At 70.9% G+C, this 20,354-nt stretch carries 23 protein-coding genes and 1 riboswitch; of the genes, 16 read left to right on the top strand and 7 right to left on the bottom strand.

The features are described 5' to 3' along the window. Window positions 1-166: 166 nt before the first annotated feature. On the top strand, window positions 167-637 hold the full coding sequence (locus tag ACIO52_RS31155) for an SRPBCC domain-containing protein (protein ID WP_316574036.1): 471 nt from the start codon (window positions 167-169) through the stop codon (window positions 635-637). Between the two features lie 21 nt (window positions 638-658). On the opposite strand, the gene ACIO52_RS31150 is transcribed toward ACIO52_RS31155, so the two are convergent. Genes ACIO52_RS31150 through ACIO52_RS31140 form a run of 3 tightly spaced genes read right to left on the bottom strand, consistent with a single transcriptional unit; the run spans window position 659 to window position 3,779 of the window. Continuing rightward, the gene (locus ACIO52_RS31150; protein ID WP_218715838.1) at window positions 659-1,690 is read right to left on the bottom strand and encodes an ABC transporter substrate-binding protein; all 1,032 of its coding nucleotides are present in this window, start codon (window positions 1,688-1,690) and stop codon (window positions 659-661) included. Then, window positions 1,690-2,751: an ABC transporter ATP-binding protein gene (locus tag ACIO52_RS31145; RefSeq protein ID WP_255586488.1), complete on the bottom strand. Its 1,062-nt coding sequence runs from the start codon at window positions 2,749-2,751 to the stop codon at window positions 1,690-1,692. The genes ACIO52_RS31150 and ACIO52_RS31145 overlap by 1 nt, the downstream gene beginning before the upstream one ends. Beyond that, window positions 2,748-3,779 carry an iron ABC transporter permease gene (locus ACIO52_RS31140; RefSeq protein ID WP_218715839.1) on the bottom strand — a complete coding sequence of 344 codons (1,032 nt, stop codon included), beginning with the start codon at window positions 3,777-3,779 and terminating at the stop codon, window positions 2,748-2,750. Before ACIO52_RS31140 ends, ACIO52_RS31145 begins: the two co-directional genes overlap by 4 nt. Before the next feature lie 54 nt (window positions 3,780-3,833). Next, window positions 3,834-3,897, bottom strand: a riboswitch (cobalamin riboswitch). 141 nt (window positions 3,898-4,038) lie between these two features. Between ACIO52_RS31140 and ACIO52_RS31135 the strand changes: the two genes are divergently transcribed. The 5 genes from ACIO52_RS31135 to ACIO52_RS31115 all read left to right on the top strand — a co-directional run bounded on the left by ACIO52_RS31135 (window position 4,039) and on the right by ACIO52_RS31115 (window position 9,520). Next, window positions 4,039-5,130 carry an ABC transporter substrate-binding protein gene (locus ACIO52_RS31135; protein ID WP_218715840.1) on the top strand — a complete coding sequence of 364 codons (1,092 nt, stop codon included), beginning with the start codon at window positions 4,039-4,041 and terminating at the stop codon, window positions 5,128-5,130. After that, window positions 5,130-5,990 (top strand): ABC transporter permease, encoded by an 861-nt coding sequence (locus ACIO52_RS31130; protein ID WP_402648872.1) that lies wholly within the window; start codon window positions 5,130-5,132, stop codon window positions 5,988-5,990. Before ACIO52_RS31135 ends, ACIO52_RS31130 begins: the two co-directional genes overlap by 1 nt. Further along, window positions 5,966-6,730: an ABC transporter ATP-binding protein gene (locus ACIO52_RS31125; protein ID WP_218717308.1), complete on the top strand. Its 765-nt coding sequence runs from the start codon at window positions 5,966-5,968 to the stop codon at window positions 6,728-6,730. Before ACIO52_RS31130 ends, ACIO52_RS31125 begins: the two co-directional genes overlap by 25 nt. Beyond that, window positions 6,727-8,076: an LLM class flavin-dependent oxidoreductase gene (locus ACIO52_RS31120; RefSeq protein WP_218717307.1), complete on the top strand. Its 1,350-nt coding sequence runs from the start codon at window positions 6,727-6,729 to the stop codon at window positions 8,074-8,076. Before ACIO52_RS31125 ends, ACIO52_RS31120 begins: the two co-directional genes overlap by 4 nt. Window positions 8,077-8,317: 241 nt before the next feature. Continuing rightward, complete coding sequence (locus ACIO52_RS31115; protein WP_402648868.1) at window positions 8,318-9,520, top strand: MFS transporter; 1,203 nt, start codon at window positions 8,318-8,320, stop codon at window positions 9,518-9,520. A gap of 169 nt (window positions 9,521-9,689) precedes the next feature. Here the strand turns inward: ACIO52_RS31115 and ACIO52_RS31110 are convergent, their stop codons facing one another. After that, a complete protein-coding gene (locus ACIO52_RS31110) occupies window positions 9,690-10,268 on the bottom strand; it encodes a TIGR03086 family metal-binding protein (RefSeq protein WP_316574041.1) in 579 nt (192 codons plus the stop codon). Between the two features lie 62 nt (window positions 10,269-10,330). Between ACIO52_RS31110 and ACIO52_RS31105 the strand changes: the two genes are divergently transcribed. Then, entirely contained in the window at window positions 10,331-11,095 is a 765-nt protein-coding gene (locus ACIO52_RS31105) for an AraC family transcriptional regulator (protein WP_316574042.1), read from the top strand. On the opposite strand, the gene ACIO52_RS31100 is transcribed toward ACIO52_RS31105, so the two are convergent. Further along, window positions 11,092-11,676 (bottom strand): TetR/AcrR family transcriptional regulator C-terminal domain-containing protein, encoded by a 585-nt coding sequence (locus tag ACIO52_RS31100; protein WP_218717303.1) that lies wholly within the window; start codon window positions 11,674-11,676, stop codon window positions 11,092-11,094. The two genes, ACIO52_RS31105 and ACIO52_RS31100, sit on opposite strands and share 4 nt — an antisense overlap. A 149-nt stretch (window positions 11,677-11,825) precedes the next feature. Here ACIO52_RS31100 and bioB point away from each other — a divergent pair, with 149 nt between their 5' ends. The 9 genes from bioB (at window position 11,826) to ACIO52_RS31055 (ending at window position 18,479) form a co-directional block, all read left to right on the top strand. Then, window positions 11,826-12,839 (top strand): biotin synthase BioB, encoded by a 1,014-nt coding sequence (bioB, locus tag ACIO52_RS31095; RefSeq protein WP_019046302.1) that lies wholly within the window; start codon window positions 11,826-11,828, stop codon window positions 12,837-12,839. Window positions 12,840-12,865: 26 nt separating this feature from the next. After that, entirely contained in the window at window positions 12,866-13,075 is a 210-nt protein-coding gene (locus ACIO52_RS31090; RefSeq protein ID WP_189033945.1) for a hypothetical protein, read from the top strand. After that, window positions 13,075-13,722: a DUF2567 domain-containing protein gene (locus ACIO52_RS31085; protein WP_316574043.1), complete on the top strand. Its 648-nt coding sequence runs from the start codon at window positions 13,075-13,077 to the stop codon at window positions 13,720-13,722. The genes ACIO52_RS31090 and ACIO52_RS31085 overlap by 1 nt, the downstream gene beginning before the upstream one ends. Before the next feature lie 72 nt (window positions 13,723-13,794). Beyond that, window positions 13,795-14,328 carry a DUF1353 domain-containing protein gene (locus ACIO52_RS31080; RefSeq protein WP_402648863.1) on the top strand — a complete coding sequence of 178 codons (534 nt, stop codon included), beginning with the start codon at window positions 13,795-13,797 and terminating at the stop codon, window positions 14,326-14,328. A gap of 124 nt (window positions 14,329-14,452) precedes the next feature. Next, window positions 14,453-15,577 (top strand): AI-2E family transporter, encoded by a 1,125-nt coding sequence (locus tag ACIO52_RS31075; RefSeq protein ID WP_316574045.1) that lies wholly within the window; start codon window positions 14,453-14,455, stop codon window positions 15,575-15,577. Further along, window positions 15,574-15,990: a hypothetical protein gene (locus tag ACIO52_RS31070; RefSeq protein ID WP_316574046.1), complete on the top strand. Its 417-nt coding sequence runs from the start codon at window positions 15,574-15,576 to the stop codon at window positions 15,988-15,990. The genes ACIO52_RS31075 and ACIO52_RS31070 overlap by 4 nt, the downstream gene beginning before the upstream one ends. 106 nt (window positions 15,991-16,096) lie before the next feature. After that, entirely contained in the window at window positions 16,097-17,683 is a 1,587-nt protein-coding gene (locus tag ACIO52_RS31065) for a hypothetical protein (RefSeq protein ID WP_402648859.1), read from the top strand. Beyond that, window positions 17,680-17,934 (top strand): hypothetical protein, encoded by a 255-nt coding sequence (locus tag ACIO52_RS31060; RefSeq protein ID WP_218717317.1) that lies wholly within the window; start codon window positions 17,680-17,682, stop codon window positions 17,932-17,934. The genes ACIO52_RS31065 and ACIO52_RS31060 overlap by 4 nt, the downstream gene beginning before the upstream one ends. 254 nt (window positions 17,935-18,188) lie before the next feature. Further along, window positions 18,189-18,479, top strand: a complete 291-nt coding sequence (locus ACIO52_RS31055) for a hypothetical protein (RefSeq protein WP_402648856.1) — start codon at window positions 18,189-18,191, stop codon at window positions 18,477-18,479. Between the two features lie 54 nt (window positions 18,480-18,533). Here ACIO52_RS31055 and ACIO52_RS31050 read toward each other — a convergent pair whose 3' ends face one another. Then, window positions 18,534-19,343: an ABC transporter permease gene (locus ACIO52_RS31050; protein ID WP_218717296.1), complete on the bottom strand. Its 810-nt coding sequence runs from the start codon at window positions 19,341-19,343 to the stop codon at window positions 18,534-18,536. Continuing rightward, window positions 19,340-20,317 carry an ATP-binding cassette domain-containing protein gene (locus ACIO52_RS31045; RefSeq protein WP_402648853.1) on the bottom strand — a complete coding sequence of 326 codons (978 nt, stop codon included), beginning with the start codon at window positions 20,315-20,317 and terminating at the stop codon, window positions 19,340-19,342. The genes ACIO52_RS31050 and ACIO52_RS31045 overlap by 4 nt, the downstream gene beginning before the upstream one ends. Window positions 20,318-20,354: the final 37 nt, after the last annotated feature.

Raw genomic sequence — 20,354 nt, 5'->3', positions numbered from 1 at the left:
GGAAGCTAAGGCCACCTGCGCCGATGGTACTGCACTCGACAGGGTGTGGGAGAGTAGGACACCGCCGGAACATCATTGCGAAAGGCCCTCCAACTACGGTTGGAGGGCCTTTTTGCGTTCGCGTCCTGGGGCCCGTGCGCCGGGTTCGGGGACTACCGTGGAAGCTATGGCGACCACGAGGATCGGCACGCACATCAACGCGCCTCGCGCGACTGTGTATCGACTGCTGCTCGAGGCGGACGCGGTGACGCAGTGGATGATGCCGGACGGCATGAGCTGCGAAGTACACCGGTTCGAGCCCGAGGCCGGCGGCTCCTTCTCGATCACCGTGACCAACGACGAACCCTCCCCGTCGGGCATAGCTGAGCTCCAGCACGACGCCTACTACGGACGGTTCCTGACCTTGGTTCCGGATGAGCGGGTGGTGGAGGTGATGGAGTTCGTCACCGGCAGGCCGGATATGGAGGGCGCGCAGTCCATCACGTTCTCCCTGAGCGACGCCGCCGGAGGCGGCACCGATCTGGAGGTGCTGCACGAGGACGTGCCCCAGGGGCTGACAGCGGCCGACAACGAGACGCACTGGCGGATGGGGCTGCGCAAACTCGCCGCCCTGGCCGAGCGCGGCACGGTCGACTGACCGGCCGCACCCGGCCGGTGGTCAGCGCACCGCGTCGTCGGCGCGCGGGGTGATGGTCGAGGCGGGGACCAGGTTCCACGCCTCGAGCTGCTTGCGGATCTGCTCGGCGGCGTCGATATTGAGCGGGCCGCTGGTCCACAGCGCGTACGGCAGGTTGAAGAACCGGCTGTCGCGGACGGCGCGCAGTCCGTTGATGCCGGGCTTGCCGCGCAGCAGTTCCACCTTCTGTGCGTAGCTCTGGCCGGGGTAGTCGACGAACATGATCGCGTCCGGGTCCGCGGCGGCCAGACGTTCCCACGAGACCTTGGTCCAGGTGTCGGCGACATCGTCGAGGACGTTGCGGGCGCCCGCGGCGTCGAGGATCGCCTGGGGCGCCCCGAACGTGCCGCTGGAGTAGATGGTGTCGGTGCCGCTGTCGAACAGGAAGACCGTCGGTGCCTTCGCCGGTTTCGGGGCGGCGGTGAGAGCGGCGAGCCTGCGATCGAGGTCGGCGGTGACCTCGGCCGCGCGGTCGGTGCGACCGGTGATCGCGCCCAGATCGGTGAGATCGGTGCGCAGGGCGGTCCAGGGTTCGACGGTGCCGCGTGCGGCAGCGCCGTCCTGCTGGCGGCAGCTCTCGGTGAGGACGTAGGCCGCCACCCCGTCCTTCTGGAGGGAGGCGGGGGTGAGGTTGCTCGCCTCGTCGTAGCCGTAGCTCCAGCCGGCGACCATGACGTCCGGGCGCTGGGCGAGGACGGTTTCGCGCGACGGGTACTCGGGGGCGACCGAGGTCAGCCCGTCGACGACGGCCGCACCGTAGTGCCTGCGCAGGGTGTCGGCGTCGCGCTGGATGCTCGACACCGCGGCCACCTGGTCCTGGGCGCCGAGCGCCAGGACCATCGAGACGAGGTTGCCGTCGTTGACGAACAGCCGTTGGGCGGGTGCGGGGAAACGGGTGTCCTTGCCGCAGTTGCGCACCGTGATGGTCGACGCGGTGTCCGCCGAGGTGCCGGTGCAGGCCGCCAGGACGGCGGCGAGGGCGGTGGTGGCCAGGATTCGGCCGGTGTTCTTCATCAGCGCGCCTTTCGCGGGGTGATCAACAGATGGTCCTCGCCGGTGACCGGGTGCCGGACCCGGGTGGCGTCCACGCCGAACACCTCGGCGACGACGTCGGGGGTCAGTGCCTCGGCGGGCGGTGCCGGTGGGCGGGCGATGCCGTTGTGCAGCACGATGATCCGATCGCAGTAGCGGTCGGCCAGCGACAGATCGTGCAGGGCGGCGACGACGGTGCGGCGCAGTCCACGGACCAGGCCGAGGAGCTCGAGTTGATGGGTGACATCGAGGTGGTTGGTCGGCTCGTCCAGCAACAGGACCGGGGTGTCCTGGAGCAGGGCTCTGGCCAGCAGCACCCGCTGCCGCTCGCCACCCGACAACCGGTGCACCGGGCGGTCGGCGAAACCCGAAAGGTCGACCGCCGCCAGTGCTTCCAGCACCTGCTGCCGCTCGCGCGGCGCGCCGAGACCCCACGGCGGCAAGTAGGGTGTCAAGCCCAGTGCGACCACTTCGCCGACGAGCATGTCGGCGGGCGGGCTCTCGTCCTGGGCCACCAGTGCCACCGCGGTCGCCCGCTGTCGTGGTCGCAGCTCGTGCAGCACTCGGCCCTCGACGAGCACGCGGCCGCGCGCGGGCTTGCCGATACCGGCCAGCGTTCGCAGCAGCGTCGTCTTGCCGCTGCCGTTGGGGCCGACGATGCCGATTGTCTCGCCGGGCGCGATCGAGAAGTCCACGTCGGCAACGATGTTTCGCCGTCCGACGGCGCACGTCAGTTCGAATGCTCGCACCGCTGCGGGCGGCGCGGGGTCGGGGCGGGCCATGCTGTCGACCCTCGCGGGGGATTCGGGGGTGTCGGCGCCACCGTGCTCTGTGCCGCGCACCCCGTCGCCGAGGAGATCGTCGGTCACCGTTCGAGGGATGTGGTCGCGGGCTTCGCCGGGATCGTCGGCCGCGGTGCGTGCGTCGGACCGGTTGTCGTCGCGATGCGCATCGGCGGAATCGGCCGAGGGGGCACCCTGCTCGTCCGGCTCGGTGCCGGCGCACGGCGCCGAACGGGGAGCGGGGTGTTCGTGCGTGGTCATGACGCGCCGAACCGGTAGCGCCTGCGGCCCATCAGGAGCAGGAAGGTGGGGGCACCGATCAAGCCGGTGAGGACCCCGACGGGGATCTCGGTGGGGCGCACCAGGACCCGGGTCGCGGCATCGGCGATCACGAGGAACAGCGCGCCGCACAGGGCACAGGCGGGGAGGAGGTCGCGGTGGCGTGGGCCGACGATCATGCGCGCGGCATGGGGAACGACGAGGCCGACGAAGCCGATCCCGCCCGACACCGCCACCAGCACACCGACGAGAACCGCCAGCAGCACGAACAATCCGAGGCGCAGTTCCTTCACCGGGACACCGATCGAGGACGCGGTGGTCGCGCCGAGGGTGAGCGCGTCGAGCCAGCCGGCGATGGACAGCAGGACACCACCCGCGAGGAGCACGACGACCAGCGGCAGCGCGAGTGTCGTCCAGTCCGCCCCGGCCAGGCTCCCGAGCAGCCAGAACAACACCGACTGCGCGGCGGCGGGATCGGTACTGCGGAAGACCAGATAGCTGCTGAACGCGGCGAAGGCCGAGCCGAGCACGGTGCCGGTGAGGACCAGCCGCAGCGGGGTCAGTCCGCCCTGGGCGAAGGCGACGAGCAAGACGAGCGTCGCCGCGCCGAACGCGCCGGCCAGCGCGCCGCCCGACAGCGCCCAGATGCCCGCGCCCGCGAACAGGCCCGAGGTGATCACCGCGGCCGCGCCCACGCCCGCGCCGGAGGAGACGCCGAGCAGGTAGGGATCGGCGAGGGGATTGCGGACCAGGGTCTGCATCGCCGCGCCCGCCAGCGCGAGACCGGCGCCGACCACGGCGGCCAGGACCGTGCGGGGCACCCGGAGCTGCCAGACGATGGTGTCGATACCGAGATCGGTGGGTGTGGTCCCGGTCAGGCGGGCGCCCAGGGTGTCGAGCACCGCGGACACGGGGACGATCTCGGCGCCGAAGCCGGTCGCGCCGATCATGGCGGCCAGCAACAGCGTCCCGAGCAGGGGAAACGCGAGCGATGTCCGGGCACGGATCATCGCGGTATCTCCAGAGGCAAGGCGCGGCCCTTTCAGAGGGTGCCCGGCGAGGGAGGTCTGACTTTCGCCGCGAGGCGATCACAGTGGCGCGACCGTTCCGGAGTTGCACCGGATTCCCGCACCCGCCGGGGATGACGACCGAACTCTAGCGTGGCACCCGGTGCCAGCGGTCTACCGGGGGACCGGCCGGTAGACCGGTGTTCCAATCACGCTAAGGCTAATGCTATTCGGGAAAACCCCGGATTGATTCAATCCCTCTATGCACCGACCGAATACGTTCCTGCCCGGCCTGCGAGGCCGTGCCACCGCCGCGCTTCTCGCGGTGGCCACCGTTGCGACGCTCGGCCTGAGCGGATGCTCGAACGGCAGCGACGCACCGGTCGGCACCCCGGACGCGCCCCTGCCGACCGAGGTTCCCGCGGGCACCACGCTCGTCGTGGCCGACCAGCAGGAGCGGCTGCAATCCGCGCTGCGGCTGTCCGGTGAGCTGGACAAGCTGCCGTTCAAGATCGAATTCGCCAACTTCGTCGGTGGCCCGGCCATTCTCGAGGCCTTCCGGGCCGGTGCCGCCGATGTGGGTCAGGTCGGCGACGTGCCGCCGATCCACGCGCTGGCCGCCGGTCAGGACGTGCCGATCGTCGGTTCGTATCAGACCAACCCGCAGGCGTTGAAACTGGCTGTCGCGCCGGGCCGTTCGATCAGCAAGCTCGCCGACCTGAAGGGCAAGAAGATCGCCTATGCCGAGGGCACCGCGCAGCAGGCGGCCGTGCTCAAGGCGCTCACCAAGGCGGGGCTGAAGCCCACCGACGTGCAACTGGTCCGACTGCAGCTCGCGGAGTTCCTCGATGCCGTGCGCACCGGTCAGGTCGACGTGGCGCCGCTGATCGAGCCCAACGTCACCCGGCTGCTGCGCACCCAGGGCGCCTCGGTGATCCCCGATTCGGAGACGACCGGGATCTACAGCGGCCTGGCCTACCTCTACGCGCGCCGCGCCGTCGTCCAGGACCCGGCCAAGGCCGCCGCCACCCGCGCCCTCGTCGGCGCGTTCGTCCGAGCCTGGCACTGGACCAACACCCACCGCGAGGAGTGGGCGACCAAGTACTACGTCGACAGTCAGAAGGTCAGCGCCGACGACGCCGAGCGGATCGTCGAATCGCTGGGCACCTACACCTTCCCGCACCTGGACCAGCAGCTGGTCGCCCGGCAGCAGACCACCATCGACGCGATCGACGCCGTCGGCGAGCTGCCGAAGAAGATCAGGGCCTCCGACGGCTTCGACCTGCGCTTCGACGCCGCGGTCACCGAAGCGGTCACCGCCGGCGGGGCGGCGTTCGCGCCGGCGGCGGGCTGATGGCCACCCTCGACGCCGGGGTGCTGCGGCGGATCCGCAGTACCCCGGCACCGGTCGCGGCGCTCGCGCCACGCGGGCGGGGCAGGCGCACACTCGGGCCGGGCAAGCCCATCCCGTTCGGTGTCGCGCTCGGTCCCGCGCTGCTCGTCGGCGCGTGGGTGCTCGGGTCGGCTAGCGGCACGCTGGACCCGGACACGCTGCCCGCGCCGTGGACGGTCGCGCAGACCGCCGGTGACCTGATCGCCGACGGGCGCCTGCAATCGAACCTGCTGACCTCGCTGCGACGCGCCGCGATCGGGCTCGGGCTCGGTGTGGTGATCGGCGTCGTCCTGGCGCTGGTGGCGGGTCTGAGCCGGATCGGCGAGGCGATCGTCGACGGGCCGGTACAGATCAAACGCGCGATCCCGACGCTGGCGCTGATCCCGCTGTTCATCGTGTGGTTCGGCATCGGCGAGGAGATGAAGCTGATCGTCATCACGACCAGCGTGCTGATCCCGGTCTACATCAACACCCACGCGTATCTGCGCAGCGTGGACGCCCGGTACGTGGAGCTCGCCGAGACCGTCGGGCTGTCGCGGTGGGGTTTCCTGCGGCGGATCGCGCTACCGGGGTCGCTGCCGGGCTTCTTCCTCGGACTGCGGCTGGCGGTGACCATCTCCTGGCTGGCGCTGGTCGTGGTCGAACAGGTCAACGCGACCAGCGGCATCGGCTATCTGATGACGCAGGCACGCACCTACGGACAGATCGACGTCATCGTCGTCGGTCTGGTGATCTACGGACTCCTCGGGCTCTTCGGCGACCTCGCCGTGCGGGCGGCGGAACGGAAGGCGCTGGCATGGCGACAGACACTGGGCGACTGATCGACGAGGGCCGGAGCGTGGTGCGCACCCGCGCGCTCACCCGTGGCTTCGGCGAGCGGATCGTGCTGGACGGCATCGACGTCGAGATCCGGCGCGGTGAGTTCGTCGCGCTGCTCGGCCGCAGCGGCTCGGGCAAGAGCACGCTGCTGCGAGCCCTGGCCGAACTCGATGCCGACGTCCCCGGCTCCGGTGAGCTCACGGTGCCGACCCAGCGCGCCGTGGTGTTCCAGGACTCGCGGCTGCTGCCGTGGGCGCGGGTGCTCGACAACGTGGTGCTCGGGCTCACCGGGCGCGACGCCGCCGCGCGTGGCCGCGCCGCGCTGGCCGAGGTCGGCCTGGCCGGGCGCGAGAAGGCGTGGCCACGGGAGCTTTCCGGTGGCGAGCAGCAGCGGGTGGCGCTGGCCAGGTCGCTGGTGCGCGAGCCCGAACTGCTGCTGGCCGACGAACCGTTCGGCGCATTGGACGCGCTCACCCGGATCCGGATGCACGCGCTGCTGCAAGCACTGTGCGAGCGGCACCGGCCCGCCGTGCTGCTGGTGACCCACGACGTGGACGAGGCCGTGCTGCTCGCCGACCGTGTGCTGGTCCTGGACGAGGGCCGGATCGCGATCGACCAGCGCATCGATACGCCGCGCCCGCGCAGGCACGCGCACCCGGAGTTCATCCGGCTGCGTGAGGTCCTGCTGGCCGGGCTCGGCGTCGACACCGCCGAATTCGAGGAAGTGAAGCAAGCGTCATGAGTGCACCACGGCAACTGAGTCTCAACGCGTTCATCTATCCGTCGGGCCACCACGAGGCGGCCTGGCGGCATCCCGACAGCAGGCCCGACCGGATCTACGACGTCACCTACTACCAGGAGATCGGGCGTACCGCCGAGGCGGCGAAGCTGGACGCGGTGTTCTTCGCCGACGGGCCCGCGCTGCGCACCGACGTGCGCCACAATGCCGCGCCGGGCCTGGAGCCGATCACCCTGCTCACCGCGATCGCCGCGGCGACAACACATCTGGGCCTGATCGCGACGGCATCGACCACCTACTACGAGCCTTACAATCTGGCGCGGCTGTTCTCCTCGCTCGACCACATCTCCGGTGGCCGGGCGGGCTGGAACATCGTCACCACCGGCACCGATCTGGCCGCGGCGAACTTCGGCCTCGATCGGCATCCCGATCACGCCGAACGCTATGCCCGCGCCAGGGAATTCGTCGACGCGGTGGTCGCGCTGTGGGACAGCTGGGAGGACGACGCGATCCTGCTCGACCGTGCGGCCGGCCTCTACGCCGACCCGGACAAGATCCATCCGATCGACTTCGTCGGTGAACATCTTCGTGTGCGTGGGCCGTTCAACGCCGCGCGCACGCCGCAGGGGCATCCGGTGCTGGTGCAGGCGGGCGCGTCGAACGAGGGCAGGGCCTTCGCGGGCAAGTACGCCGAGGCCATCTTCACCGCGCATCAACGGCTGTCGGACGCGCAGGCCTTCTACGCCGACATCAAGGCCAAGGCCGCGGAGTTCGGGCGCGACGCGAGCGAGGTGAAGATCCTGCCGGGGATCAGCCCGTTCATCGCCGACACCGAGGCCGCCGCGCTGCGGTTGGAGCGGGAGTTCAACGAGCTGACCGTGCCCGAATACGGGATCAAGCAGCTGGAGTCCATCACCGGGACCTCGCTGCGCTCCCTCGCGCTCGACGAGCCGGTGCCGGTCGAGACCTTCGCCGGGGCCGGTGATGTCACCGACAACGCGCGCAGCCGGTTGCAGGTGGTGGCGGGCATCGTCGAGCGGGAACGGCCCACCCTGCGCGGGCTGCTGCACCGGCTGGCGGGCGCCCGGGGACACCGGGTGTTCGCGGGGACGCCGGAGCAGGTCGCGGACACGATCGAGGAGTGGTTCACCCAGGGCGCGGCCGACGGTTTCAACGTGATGCCGCCCTACTACCCGGGTGGGCTGGAGGTGTTCACCGAGACGGTGGTGCCGATCCTGCAGGAGCGCGGGCTGTTCCGCACCGAATACACGGGCACCACGCTGCGCGATCACTTCGGGCTCGCCCGTCCGCGCGGCCGGGTCGCGGTGGAACCCGTCAGCGTCGGATGAACCAGCTGGACGACGAAAGCTGTTGTACCGCAGGTCTATCGCAGGGGCCACGGGCCAATGCCGGCGACCGCCGACCCGGCGGTGGTGGGAACGTGGTGCCCGTCCCGTCCGATCCGTCGGGCGCGACCGGGGTTCGGGTGGGTGCGCGCTGTCGCCCGCTGGATCGGTTCGGCAGCCGCGAAGCCGGACGTGCGCAGGTGGCCTCGGGTCGTGATCGTCGGCCTCGGCCGGCCGGGTTCCGGTGAGCGCCGGGGTCGTCGGCGGCGTCGACTCGGTGCGGCTGCGGTCGCTGGTGTGGCCGGTGTTCGCGCCGATGGCGCTGTACGGCGTCGGAGCCGGGGCCGCCGCGCCGATGTACGCGTTGCGGGCGTTGGACCTCGGGGCGTCGGCGGGTGCGGCGGGACTGATCGTCGCGCTGAGCGGGCTCGGGATGGTACTGACGGATCTGCCCGCGGGGCGGATCGTCGCGCGGATCGGGGAGCGGGCGGCGATCGGCGTGGGCAGTGTGCTCGGCACGGTCGGGGTGCTGGCGGCGATCCTCGCGCCGAATCTCGGGGTGCTGGCGGTGGGTCTGCTGCTCAACGGGGCGGCGGGTGCGGTCTGGGGGCTGGCGCGGCAGACCTATCTGGTCACGGTGGTGTCGCCCGATCAGCGCGGGCGGGCCATGTCGACGCTGGCGGGCGCGCATCGGCTCGGGTTCTTCTGCGGGCCGTTCCTCGGCGCGGCGCTGGTGCACGGGTTCGGTCCGGTGGGCGCGCTGTGGCTGCAGCTGGTCACCACGCTACTGGCCAGTGCGGCGATGGTGACCATCCGCTCCGCCGATCTCGACGACGTGGCCGCGCTGCGGCCGCTGCACACGGTGCTCTCCGAAAACCGCAGGGCGCTGAGCACTCTCGGGCTCGCCTCGGTGGCGGTCGGCGCGGCTCGGGCCTCCCGCACGGCATTGCTGCCGCTGTGGGCCGCGCATCTCGGTATCGATGCCGCGACCACCAGTCTGCTGTTCGGGCTGGCGGGTGCGGTCGACGTGCTCATGTCCTATCCGGCCGGGGTCTGGCTGGATCGGGCGGGCAGCCGGGTCACCGGCATCGCCTGCGGCGTCTGTTTCGCGGCGGGCTACGCGGCACTGCCGTTCACCCACTCGGCGCTCACCATGGGCGCCGCGACCATGCTGCTCGGCCTCGCCAACGGCCTGAGCAACGGCCTGATCATGACCGTCGGCGCCTTCGCCGCGCCGGAGGACCGCCGCGCGGAATTCCTCGGCGCGTGGCGATTGACCCACGATGTGGGGATGTTCGCGGGTCCGGTCTCGGTCGGCCTGGTCGGCGCGGCCGCGGGCCTGGCGTCGGCCGGTGCGCTGCTCGCGATCGGCGTCGGGTTGGGCACCGTCGCGATCTACCGCTGGTTCCCTGGGCGCGTGCGGCCACGGCTGGTCAGCGACGAGTGATACTGCGGCTCAGGGTGGTTCGGGCCGTGGGTGCGGGTGATCGCGGAGGAGTGCGACGGCTCCCTGTTGTTTTCGGTCCACTGTGGATGCGGGGTCCGTGGGGAGCGGCCTACTGCCCGGCAGATGCGGCGAGGCACCTGCCGGGCGGAGGTGCCCGGGTGTAGCGGTTTTACTTCCCAGCGGGATCGCGGCCGGTGAGGCCGAGGATGCGGTCGAGGAGGGGAGCGTCGGCGGCGACGGGGATCTCGGGGCCGTAGATGCCCATCGCGCGCCCCTGGTCGGCGGTCGCGGCGGTCTCGTCGAGGACGTAGTCGAGCAGGTCGTCGTCCCACTCGACGGTCGTACCGAGAGCGCGGGCGAGATCCCAGCCGTGGACGATCAGTTCGCCGACGACCATGCCGCCGACCAGCGACGCTGGCAGTTCCGTCGGCCCGCCCAGGCGGGTGGTGCCCTGCCACGCCGCAGGGTCGCGCCAGGCGGCGGCCAGCTCGCCGAGCTGGGTGTCGAGGGCGGCGGACCAGTCGCCGGCGGTCAGGTCGACCTCGGTTTCGGCGGCCGCGGGCGGAGCGACCGCCGCCTTGCTCGCCGCGCCGACCAGGGACGGACCCCAGAACAGCAGATGGTTCAGCAGGGCGCGGACATCGAATTCGGCGCAGGGCGTGGGGGCGGTGAGCTGGTCCGGCGTGAGGGTGCGCAGGAGCTTCGACAGTGGTTCGGCGGCGCGGGCGACGCGTTCGGTTTCGGACATGCACCGAGGTAACCACCGTCGACAGCGCGCTGTCTTGAACAAACGCGACATACACTCGCCGCGTGGAGCGCGATCCGCGGGAACTCGGGGGCGCCTGGCGTGCGGCGCAACAGCACACGTTCGCCGACCCGTCGGGGGAGCCCGCGCGCTATGTCGCCCGGTATTGGTCGGTGACCTGGGAGTACGAGCGGCCGTATCGGCAGTTGGTGGTGCCGCTGCCGAACGTCCACCTGAGCTTGCGGGACGGGCGGGCCGAGGTGCACGGGCCGTCGTCGTCGCACGTGTACCGCGAGTTGTCGGGGGCCGGTTCGGTATTCGGTGTCGCGTTCCGGCCCGGCATGTTCCGCCCGTTCCTCGGCGGCCCGGTGGCCGAGCTACGAGATCGGACAGTCGATGCCGCAACGGTTTTCGGCCGTGAGTTGCCGGTCGCGGCCGATGTCGACTCGGTGGAACGCTTTCTCGTCGAGCGCCGGCCCGCCCCCGATCCGCAGGCCGAGCTCGCCGCGCGGGTGGTCGATGCGATCGCCGGGGACATCGAGGTGACCAGGGTGGAGGCGATCGCGGACCGGTTCGGGCTGAGCGTGCGCGGGCTCCAGCGGCTGTTTGCCGAGTACGTCGGACTCGGCCCGAAATGGGTGGTGCGCCGCTATCGCCTGCACGAGATCACCGAGCGCCTCGCCGGCGGGGTCGTGATCGACTGGGCCGCGACCGCCGCGGACCTGGGCTACGCCGACCAGGCGCACCTCAGTAGGGACTTCCGCCGGATCTTCGGCGAACCGCCGACCCGCTACGCGCAACGGTACGAACCGCGCCGAGACGGTCCCTAGCGGACGCGCGTGCCCAGGATGGTGCGCACGCCCGCGATGAACAACTGCAGGCCGAAGTCGAAGCGCGCGGTCGGGTCGGGGGTGTCGTGCAGCGGTGAGGCGTCGTCGGCGAGCGCGCCGACGGAATCCATCTGCATCCGCGACTGCTCGTCCACGGTCTGGCCGAGCACGTAGTAGAGCAGGGTGTAGGCCGTGAGTTCGGCTTCCTCCCTGGTCATTCCGCCCCGGATGACGATGCCGGCCAGACGTTCGCGGGCCTTGCTGGTGGTCAGGCGCGAGGCGTAGGTGGCCGAGACCAGTTCGGCGCCGTCGCGGTAGGCGAGCAGACAGTCGCGCAGACGGTGGGCGAGTTCGGTGAGTTGCTCGGGCCATTCGACGGCGGTGATCGGCTCGTCCATCGGCGCCAGGATCCGGTCGGCGACCGCGCCGAGCAGCGACTGCTTGTCCTTCACGTGCCAGTACAGCGCGCCCGGCTGGACCTGCAGCGATCCGGCCAGCCGGCGCATCGTCAGGTCGCCGAGACCGTACTGGTCCAGAATCGCGACGGCGGCATCGACCACATCCGTCTTCCGCAGTTGCACGCGTGTCCTTCCCCAGAGATTCACCGACCCGAGTGTCGTGTCTCACTCGCACCCGCTACCCTAGCCTGAACACCGTTCAAGTTGCACGGCCACGCCGGGTGGATCACACCCGCGCTCGTGCACGCACCCCGTCGAAGGGACATCACGTCGTGACACAGGCACCCGTCCAGACCGACATTCTGGCCATCGCCCGTGAGCAGGTGCTCGAGCGCGGCGAAGGCCTCACCGAGGCGCAGACCGTCGAGGTGCTGCGCCTGGGCGACGACCGCCTGGAAGCGCTGCTCGAGCTCGCCCACGAGGTGCGGATGAAGTGGTGCGGGCCCGAGGTCGAGGTCGAGGGCATCATCAGCCTCAAGACCGGCGGCTGCCCGGAGGACTGCCATTTCTGCTCGCAGTCGGGCCTGTTCCAGTCGCCGGTGCGCGCGGCCTGGCTCGACATCCCCAGCCTGGTCGAGGCGGCCAAGCAGACCGCCAAGACCGGCGCTACCGAGTTCTGCATCGTCGCCGCCGTCCGCGGCCCGGACGAGCGCCTGATGGCCCAGGTCGCCGCGGGCGTCGAAGCCATCCGCAACGAGGTCGACATCCAGGTCGCCTGCTCGCTGGGCATGCTGAACCAGGAGCAGGTCGACCAGCTCGCCGCGATGGGCGTGCACCGCTACAACCACAACCTCGAGACCGCCAAGTCGCACTTCCCGAAGGTGGTCACCACGCACACCTACGAGGAGCGCTGGGACACCCTGCGCATGGTGCGCGAGGCAGGCATGGAGGTCTGCTGCGGTGGCATCCTCGGCATGGGCGAGACCATCGAGCAGCGCGCCGAGTTCGCCGCGCAGCTGGCCTCGCTCGAGCCCGACGAGGTGCCGCTGAACTTCCTCAACCCGCGCCCCGGCACCCCCTTCGGTGACCTGGAGGTGCTGCCCGCGGCCGACGCGCTGCGCGCCATCGCCGCGTTCCGCCTGGCGCTGCCGCGCACGATCCTGCGTTTCGCCGGTGGCCGCGAGATCACCCTCGGTGACCTGGGCGCCAAGCAGGGCATGCTCGGCGGCATCAACGCCGTCATCGTCGGCAACTACCTCACCACCCTCGGCCGTCCCGCCGAGTCGGATCTCGATCTGCTGGGTGAGCTCAAGATGCCGATCAAGGCGCTCAACGAAACCCTCTGAGACGCAGGCGCAGTAGGGTGACAGACATGGACGAGCGCTACAACCCGTTCACCGGCAAGCGGATCGTGCCGGGGCTCGACGACGCGATGCCCGCGGCCGCCGCGCTCGGGCTCGAGCCGCCGCGGTTCTGCGAGCAGTGCGGTCGGCGGATGATCGTGCAGGTGAGCCCGGACGGCTGGTGGGCCAAGTGCTCCCGGCACGGGGTCATCGAATCGGCGCAGCTGGAACGCCGGTAGTGGTCGCCGAGGTCGGCGCCGCGCCGCGTCCGGAGGTCCTGCGCCGTGAGGTGATCGGCGTCGGTGTCGTCGCGGTCGTCGTGCTCGTGGCGAGCGCGGCGGCCGGGGTGGCGTGGGGTCTGCTCGCGCCGACCGAACGGCTGCGGGTGACCCAGCCCGGCCGCGCCGCCGTCCTCACCGGCGAGAGCCTGCACCTGTTCGACGCGGTCGGGATGTTCCTGTGCCTGGGCGCGGTGGTCGCGATGCTGACCACGATCGCCGCGTGGCGGGTGCGCAGCGTGCGCGGTCCCGCGCTGGTCGTCGGGATTCTGCTCGCCTCGGGACTCGGTGCGGCGGTGATGATGTGGCTCGGCGAGGCGGTCGCCGAAGGCAGGCATCCGCGTCCGCACGATCCCGCGGTCGGGCAGATCGTCGCGTTGCCCGCGGAAGTCGGCACCGACCTCGCGCTGCTGGTGCAGCCCTTCCTGGCCGCGCTCGTGCTGCTGTTCCTCGCCGCGCTGCACCCGCGCACCGATCTCGGTTCGGGCTCGGCGGGCCTGCTCGGTGACCTGCGACCGGCCGAATTCGACGACTATCCGGTGGCAGGCCAGGCCGAGGAATATCGCCCCAGCGGCGATTTCGATTCGAGTCCGCAACCGCGCGTCTGAGCGCTTCCCCCGACCCCGCGCGGCGCTACCATCGCCGATATCGGCAGGTGGACGGCTCGGGAGGAGTGGGTCGTGGGATTCATCGGAGGCGGCCCGGTCGTCGAAGAGCTGGACGCGAAATTCTGGCGGCTCATCGAACCGCTCACATATCAGGGTGCGACGCAGACCTTCACGGTCCCGGCCGGATTCCGCACCGATTTCGCCTCCGTCCCACGGACGCTGGTCTGGCTGATCCCGCGCTACGGCGCCTACACCCGGGCCGCGATCCTGCACGACTATCTGTGCCGCACCGAGACGGTCAGCCGCGCCGACGCCGACGGCATCTTCCGGCGCTGCCTGCACGAGTTCGCGGTCTCGACGCCGCGGCGCTGGATGATGTGGGCCGCAGTGCGTCTGGGCAGCCGCCTGCGGGGCGCGACACCCGGTGACCTCGCGCGCTGGCTGGTGGTCGCGCTGCCGTCGGTGGTGTTCCTGACGGTGCCGGTACTCGTGGTGACGCTGGCGCTGTGGCTGTTCTGGGTGGTCGAGCTGGCCTTCTGGGCGGTCGGCCGACTCGGCAGGCGGACATCCGCGCCGCCGCCGACCCCGCAGATGAAGACGGCCTGACCGAACTTCACCCAGAACGGGCGATGTGCGCGGCCCGCGACCTCCCTAGCGTCGGTCCCTGGAGGACTGGGCGACACCGCGCGAAGTCTTCTCCGGCTGTGTTCACCAGACCGAGGGAGTGTCGATGTCCGAGCCGAGTACGAGCGCCGCGGCGCCGCCGTCCTGGATGATTCCCCGCGGGCTGATCGTGCTGTTGTCGCTGGCCGCGGGCGTGGTCGTGGTCGGGGGCCTGAAAGTCTTCTCCGGCATCGTCGGCCCGGTCTTCCTGGCACTCATGCTCACCATCGCGGTGCAGCCGTTGCAGGGGTGGGCGCAGCGCCGTGGCTGGTCCACCTGGGTGGGGATGGTTCTCGCCCTGGTCGCGGTGGTGGGAATTCTGCTCGGGATCGGTCTGGCGCTGGCGGTCTCGGCCTGGCAGCTGGCCTCGCTGCTCCCGGAATACGGCGACAAGCTGAACTCGCTGCTCGACAACGTCCGCGGGCTGCTCACGGATCTGGGCATCAGCTCCGACCAGATCCACAAGGTGCTCGACGGCATCGATGTCGGCAAGGTCGCCGAGCTGGTCGAGTCGCTGCTCGGCGGTGTGCTCGGCGTGTTCTCGAATCTGTTCTTCGTCCTGGCCCTGCTGCTGTTCATGGCCGTCGACGGGATGACCATGGACAAGCGGATGCTCGTGGTGCGCGAGCAGCGGCCCGCGATCGCGAGCGCCCTGCTGTCCTTCGCCGAGGGCACCCGCAAGTATCTCGTCGTATCCACCGTGTTCGGCGCGATCGTGGCGGTGATCGATGGTGGCGCACTGTGGTTGATGGGCGTGCCGCTGCCGATCCTGTGGGCGCTGCTGTCGTTCATCACCAACTACATCCCGAACATCGGCTTCGTCATCGGTGTCATCCCGCCCGCGCTGCTGGCGCTGCTCGACAGCGGGCCGGTGCTGATGATCTGGGTGATCGTGGTCTATTCGGTGATCAACTTCGTCATCCAGTCGATCATCCAGCCCAAGTTCGTCGGCGACGCCGTCGGTTTGGGCGTGACCATCACCTTCCTGTCGCTGGTGTTCTGGGCGTGGGTGATCGGCGCGCTCGGCGCGCTGCTCGCCATTCCACTGACGCTGCTGGTCAAGGCGCTGCTGCTCGATATCGATCCGTCGACCCGGTGGGCCGATGTCCTGATCGGCGCGCCGTTGCCGAAACCGGTCCCGGAAGAAGCCGAGTCGGAACAGGAACAGGAGCCGGAAGCGAAGCGGCCGTGACGACGACGATGGTGGCGGCTCCGCCGCGTCCGGTGTCACAGGGCGTCGCCGCCGGGATCACCATGCTGGCCGTCGCGCTGCTGCTCGTCGCGAGCATCCTGGAGATCCTGCGCGGCATCGCGTGTCTGGCCGGCGGCGAGATCTTCGACACCACAAGGCCGTACACGTTCGAACTGGACCTCAGCACCTGGGGGTGGCTGCATCTGCTGGTCGGGGTGTGCGGGGTCGCGATCGCCCTCGGCATGATCCTGGGCGCGCGGTGGGCGCTGGTGGTGGCGGCCGTGCTGGCCGGGGTGTCGATCATCGCGAATTTCGCGTCGCTGCCGTACTACCCGTGGTGGTCGGTGGTGGTGATCCTGCTCGATCTGGCCGTCGTCTGGGCGGTGTCCACCTGGGAACCCGAGCGCTACTGAGCCGATCGGGATTCCGCAGCCTCGACAGACCGGAGCCGCCATGTCAGCGCCAGCCAGCACGACCGCCGGTCCGGCGATCGGGACGGCGGGTAGGCGGCGCGCGAGGGTGGGCTCGGCGTCCGTCGTCGTCGGTCGGCTGGCGGGGTGGGCGGTGGTCGTCTTCGCGACCGCGCTCGCCTTCCGGCGGAGCTGGCGCGAGCTCGGTGTGCCCGTCGACAGCGGTTACGTGGGGTTCAGCGCGGCGCTGCTCGGTGTGATCGGTCTGGCCGCGCTCGGTCTCGCGCTGCGGCCCGCGCCGCAGGCGCCCCGGGATCGGGTCGCCGACCTGGTGCTCGGGTCGGCGGGTCTGATCACCGCCGCGGGCCTGCTGGGTCTGTTCACGGTGCGGCTGGACGAGCAGTACGGTCCGCTGCGCCTGGATCTGCTGGCAGCCTGGGTGTTCGGGATCAGCGCGATCGCGGTGGTGCTCGGGGTGCGGCTCGTCGTCCGGTTCTGGCCGGTGTGGGCGATGTCGCTGGCGTTGCTGCCACCGGTGTACGGGACCGGGTCGGCGCTGCTCGGTGGAGACCGAATCGCCGTGGGCGGGGTGCTGGTGATGCTCGCCTCGTGCGCGGTGGGGATCGTGGTCCGCGATGTCGTCGCGGTGGCCGCCACCGTGCTGATCGGCGTGGCGGCGGTGGTCGCGGTCGATCGGTGGCTTCCACTGTTCAGCTACCAGGTCGTGCCGCTCGTCGTGGGCGTGACGGTTGTGCTCGCGGCCCGCGGGTCGTCGTTGGGGCGGTCGAGCTCGTTCGCCACGGCCATCTCGGGGGCGGGTGCGTGGCCAGGTCGATCGGCGTCGGCGGTCGTCCGTGGCGGTGGAGCGCGCGTCGCACGGTCCGTCGACGGCCTGGAAGGCGATGCGCGGTGCTGTCGTGCGCGGTCGGTACCGGGTGTCGATCTCGGACGCCACCTCCGTGGCGAGCGTCGGCTCGGGCGGCACGGTCACCTGCAGCCGGTGCGACTCGGGATGTGCGGCGCCGGTGTGGTGGTGGCCGTCGCCGTGGCTCTGGCGTGGATCCCGCTACCCGGTGACAAGACCGCCGAGTTCACCACGGTCGCGGGTGTCGTCGCGGGCGAGCGGGTCACCGCGCCCGGCTGGAACGTGGTCGATCATCACGAATACCCGTGGATACCGGACTATTTCGGTCCGGCAAGCTCCGGCACCCGGCAATTGCTCGAGGCCGACGAGGTCGATCTCGGCTGGGACTCCGCCGGAGACAAGCGCCGGGTGGCGGTCGACGTGATCAGCGCCGCGAGCGGCGAGAGCATCGGCAGATACCCGGAATTCGCGCTCTATCGGCTGGCCGAGCCCCGGTTCGGTCCGGCGTCCTACTTCGATCTCGGCAACGGCATCGTCGGACGCATGCGCACCGTCGTCGACGATCGCCCGGCCCTGCGCTGGACCTGGTTGAGCTGGGACTGGCAGGGCGCGGGTGGCGCGGAACGGGTGACCTTGATCGCCTCGACCGACCACCTGCCCACCGCGGTGTTCCCGGAACCGGACGGCTCGCTCGGCACCTCCGCGAGCACGATCCTGCGGCAGATGGCGCGCGGACGGCCGGTCGACGGCGGACCCGCCGTGCTCACGGACACCGACCTGCTGCTCACGCTGGCGCACCTCGTCGTCGCGGTCCGCACGGGCGCACTGTGACCGTGCGGAAAACCGGTGGCGTCCACGGTGCCGCCTCACCTACCGTCGACCGGTCGATATCTGCTCCGGGGGAGGACCTGGCCGTGCGCGCCACCGAGAACACCAGCACCGAACAACCCGCCGAGCGGCCCGATCTGGCCGCCTGGCGACGTCGGCACGCGCTGCGCAGCTCGTCGGCCGCCACCGCCGTGCCCAGCGGCCGCACCTACCGGCGCTCCGCGAAGCACCGAGATCGCCGGTATGACAGCTGAACGGGCGCGGCCGACGACTGGGTCCGGCTCAACCGGGCGCACTGGGACGAGCGCGCCCCGCTCCACACCCGCTCGGACCTCTACGACGTCGAGGGCTTCGTCGCGGGCCGGGAACACCTGCGCGACTTCGAGATCGGCGAAGTGGGCGAGGCCGCACGGGCGCTGGCCGGGCGAATCGGCGTCGCCGACGCCGAATTCGTGGTGGCGGAATTGCACCCGTTCGGGGACCTGCTCAGCCCGACGACGGCCGCACCGTGATCGACGACTACTGCGACCCGGAGCCGGTCGTGGAACTCGTCCCGGGCAACTATGCCGCGCCGGACGCGGTGACCACCGCCGATGTCACCGTCGGCTGGCGGCACGGGCTCGGCGAGGTCGTCTCGGCCGTGGCCGCGGCCGGACTGCGCGTGGAGTTGCTGCGCGAGCACGATGTCACCGTCTCCCGGCGTTTCGCAGTCCTCGAACCGGAGCGTCGCGGGTTCCGGTTTCCGGCGGGAACGCCACGCGTGCCGTTGCTGAATTCGCTGCGCGCGGCCGAAGTCTGACCCGGACCGGACCCGCGGTCCGGGGTTCGTGCCCCGGCCCGCGGGTCGCGGTGCTCAGCTGTCGGCCGAGTACCGGCGGATCGCGATCGGCACCGCGAGGGCGAACAAGACCGCGATCCACAGGGCCGCCGCGGCGACCGGGTGCTGCATCGGCCAGGCGCTTCCGGCGGCGACGGGCAGGTCGGCGCCGAGCAGGTCCCGCAGCGCGGCCACGATGGCGCTCACCGGATTCCACTCCGCGATCGTGGCGATCACCGACGGCATGGTCGAGGTCGGCACGAACACGTTCGAGAACATGATCGTTCCGAAGATCAGCGGTGCCGTCTGCTGGAGCATCTGTTCGTCGCGGACCGCCGAGCCGAGCGCGATCCCCAGCCACGACAGCGCGCAGCGGAACGCGAGCAGCAGCGCGATCGCCACCGCGATCTCGCCGGGCGTGGCCGCCACCCGCCAGCCGAGCAGCGCGCCCGCACCGGACATCAGCGTCAGCGCCAGCACCCCGACCACCGTTTCGGCCAGCGCGAAGCCGGCCGGCGCGGCCGCCGAGGACACCGGCAGCGCGCGCAGCCGATCGGTGAACCCGCTGTGCAGATCGGCGTTCGCGGTGGACGCCGTCGAGGTCAGCCCCATCGCCGCCACCAGGACCAGCACGCCCGGCACCAGGTAGGCGCGGTAGGCGGTGGCGTCACCGCCACCGGACAGCGCTCCGCCGAAGACGAAGCCGAACAGCACCATCATGCCCAGCGGGGCGGCCAGGGTGATCGCGAACAGGCCGGGGGAGTTGCGGTAGTTCGTCAGGACGCGTTCGAACAGCACCGCCGCCGCGGTGACCGCGGAGACCGAACGAGTCTCGGTGGCGCTCATGCCCGCACCTGCGCCGAGCCGGCGGTCGCGACCCGATCGCGGCCGGTGAGCGCGAGGAACGCGTCGTCGAGCGTCGTCGCGCGGGCGCCGATATCGCGCACGGCGATGTCGGCGGCGTCGAGCGCGCGCAGAACCGGGAGCAGGCCGGGGGCCTCGCCGGGGAAGGTGAACGAGACCTCCAGCGGCGAATGCCGTTGCGTAGGTGGCGGATACGAGGGTGTGCCGCCGAATCTCGACAGCACCGCGGCGACCTCGTCGTAGCGGTCCGGATCGTCGACGATCAGGTCCACTCCGGCGGGTACGGCGGTGAGGATCTCCGCCGGCGTGCCCGCCGCGACGACCCGGCCCGCCTTCAGGATGGTGATCGCGTCGGCCAGGCGTTGTGCCTCGTCGAGATACTGGGTGGTCAGCAGGACGGTGGTGCCCTCGGCGACGAAATCGCGCACATACCGGTAGATCTCGTTGCGGCTGTGCGGGTCCAGCGCGGTGGTCGGCTCGTCCAGGAACAGCACGGCGGGACGCACGATCATGCCCGCGACGATGTCGAGCCTGCGTCGCATCCCGCCGGAGTAGGTGCGGACCACTCGGTCGGCCGCCACGGCAAGGTCGAAGCGGTCCAGCAGCTCCTTCGCGTGCCTGCGGGCAGCCGCCGCGCGAAAGCCGTTGAGCCGGGCCAGCATCACCAGATTCTGCCGCCCGGTCAGCCGCGGGTCGACGGCGTGGAACTGGCCGACCAGACCCAGTTGCCGCCTGGTGTCGTCGGCCTGGCGCACGGTGTCGAACCCGCCGATCGCGGCCCGGCCCGAGGTGGGGCGCAGCAGCGTCGCCAGCATGCGCACGGTGGTGGTCTTGCCCGAGCCGTTCGGGCCGAGCAGGGCGTGCACCTGGCCGGCCCGCACCCGCAGGTCCACCCCGTCCACCGCGGTGTTGTCGCCATAGGTCCTGGTCAGTGCAGTGGCTTCGATGGCATGCACGGCAATCTCCCTTCATTGGGAACAGTGTTCGCAATTG

This window comes from Nocardia sp. NPDC087230, assembly GCF_044744725.1.
Lineage (GTDB): Bacteria > Actinomycetota > Actinomycetes > Mycobacteriales > Mycobacteriaceae > Nocardia > Nocardia canadensis.
Note: the sequence above shows the minus strand (reverse complement) of the source record. Positions and strands in the feature narration are given on the sequence as shown.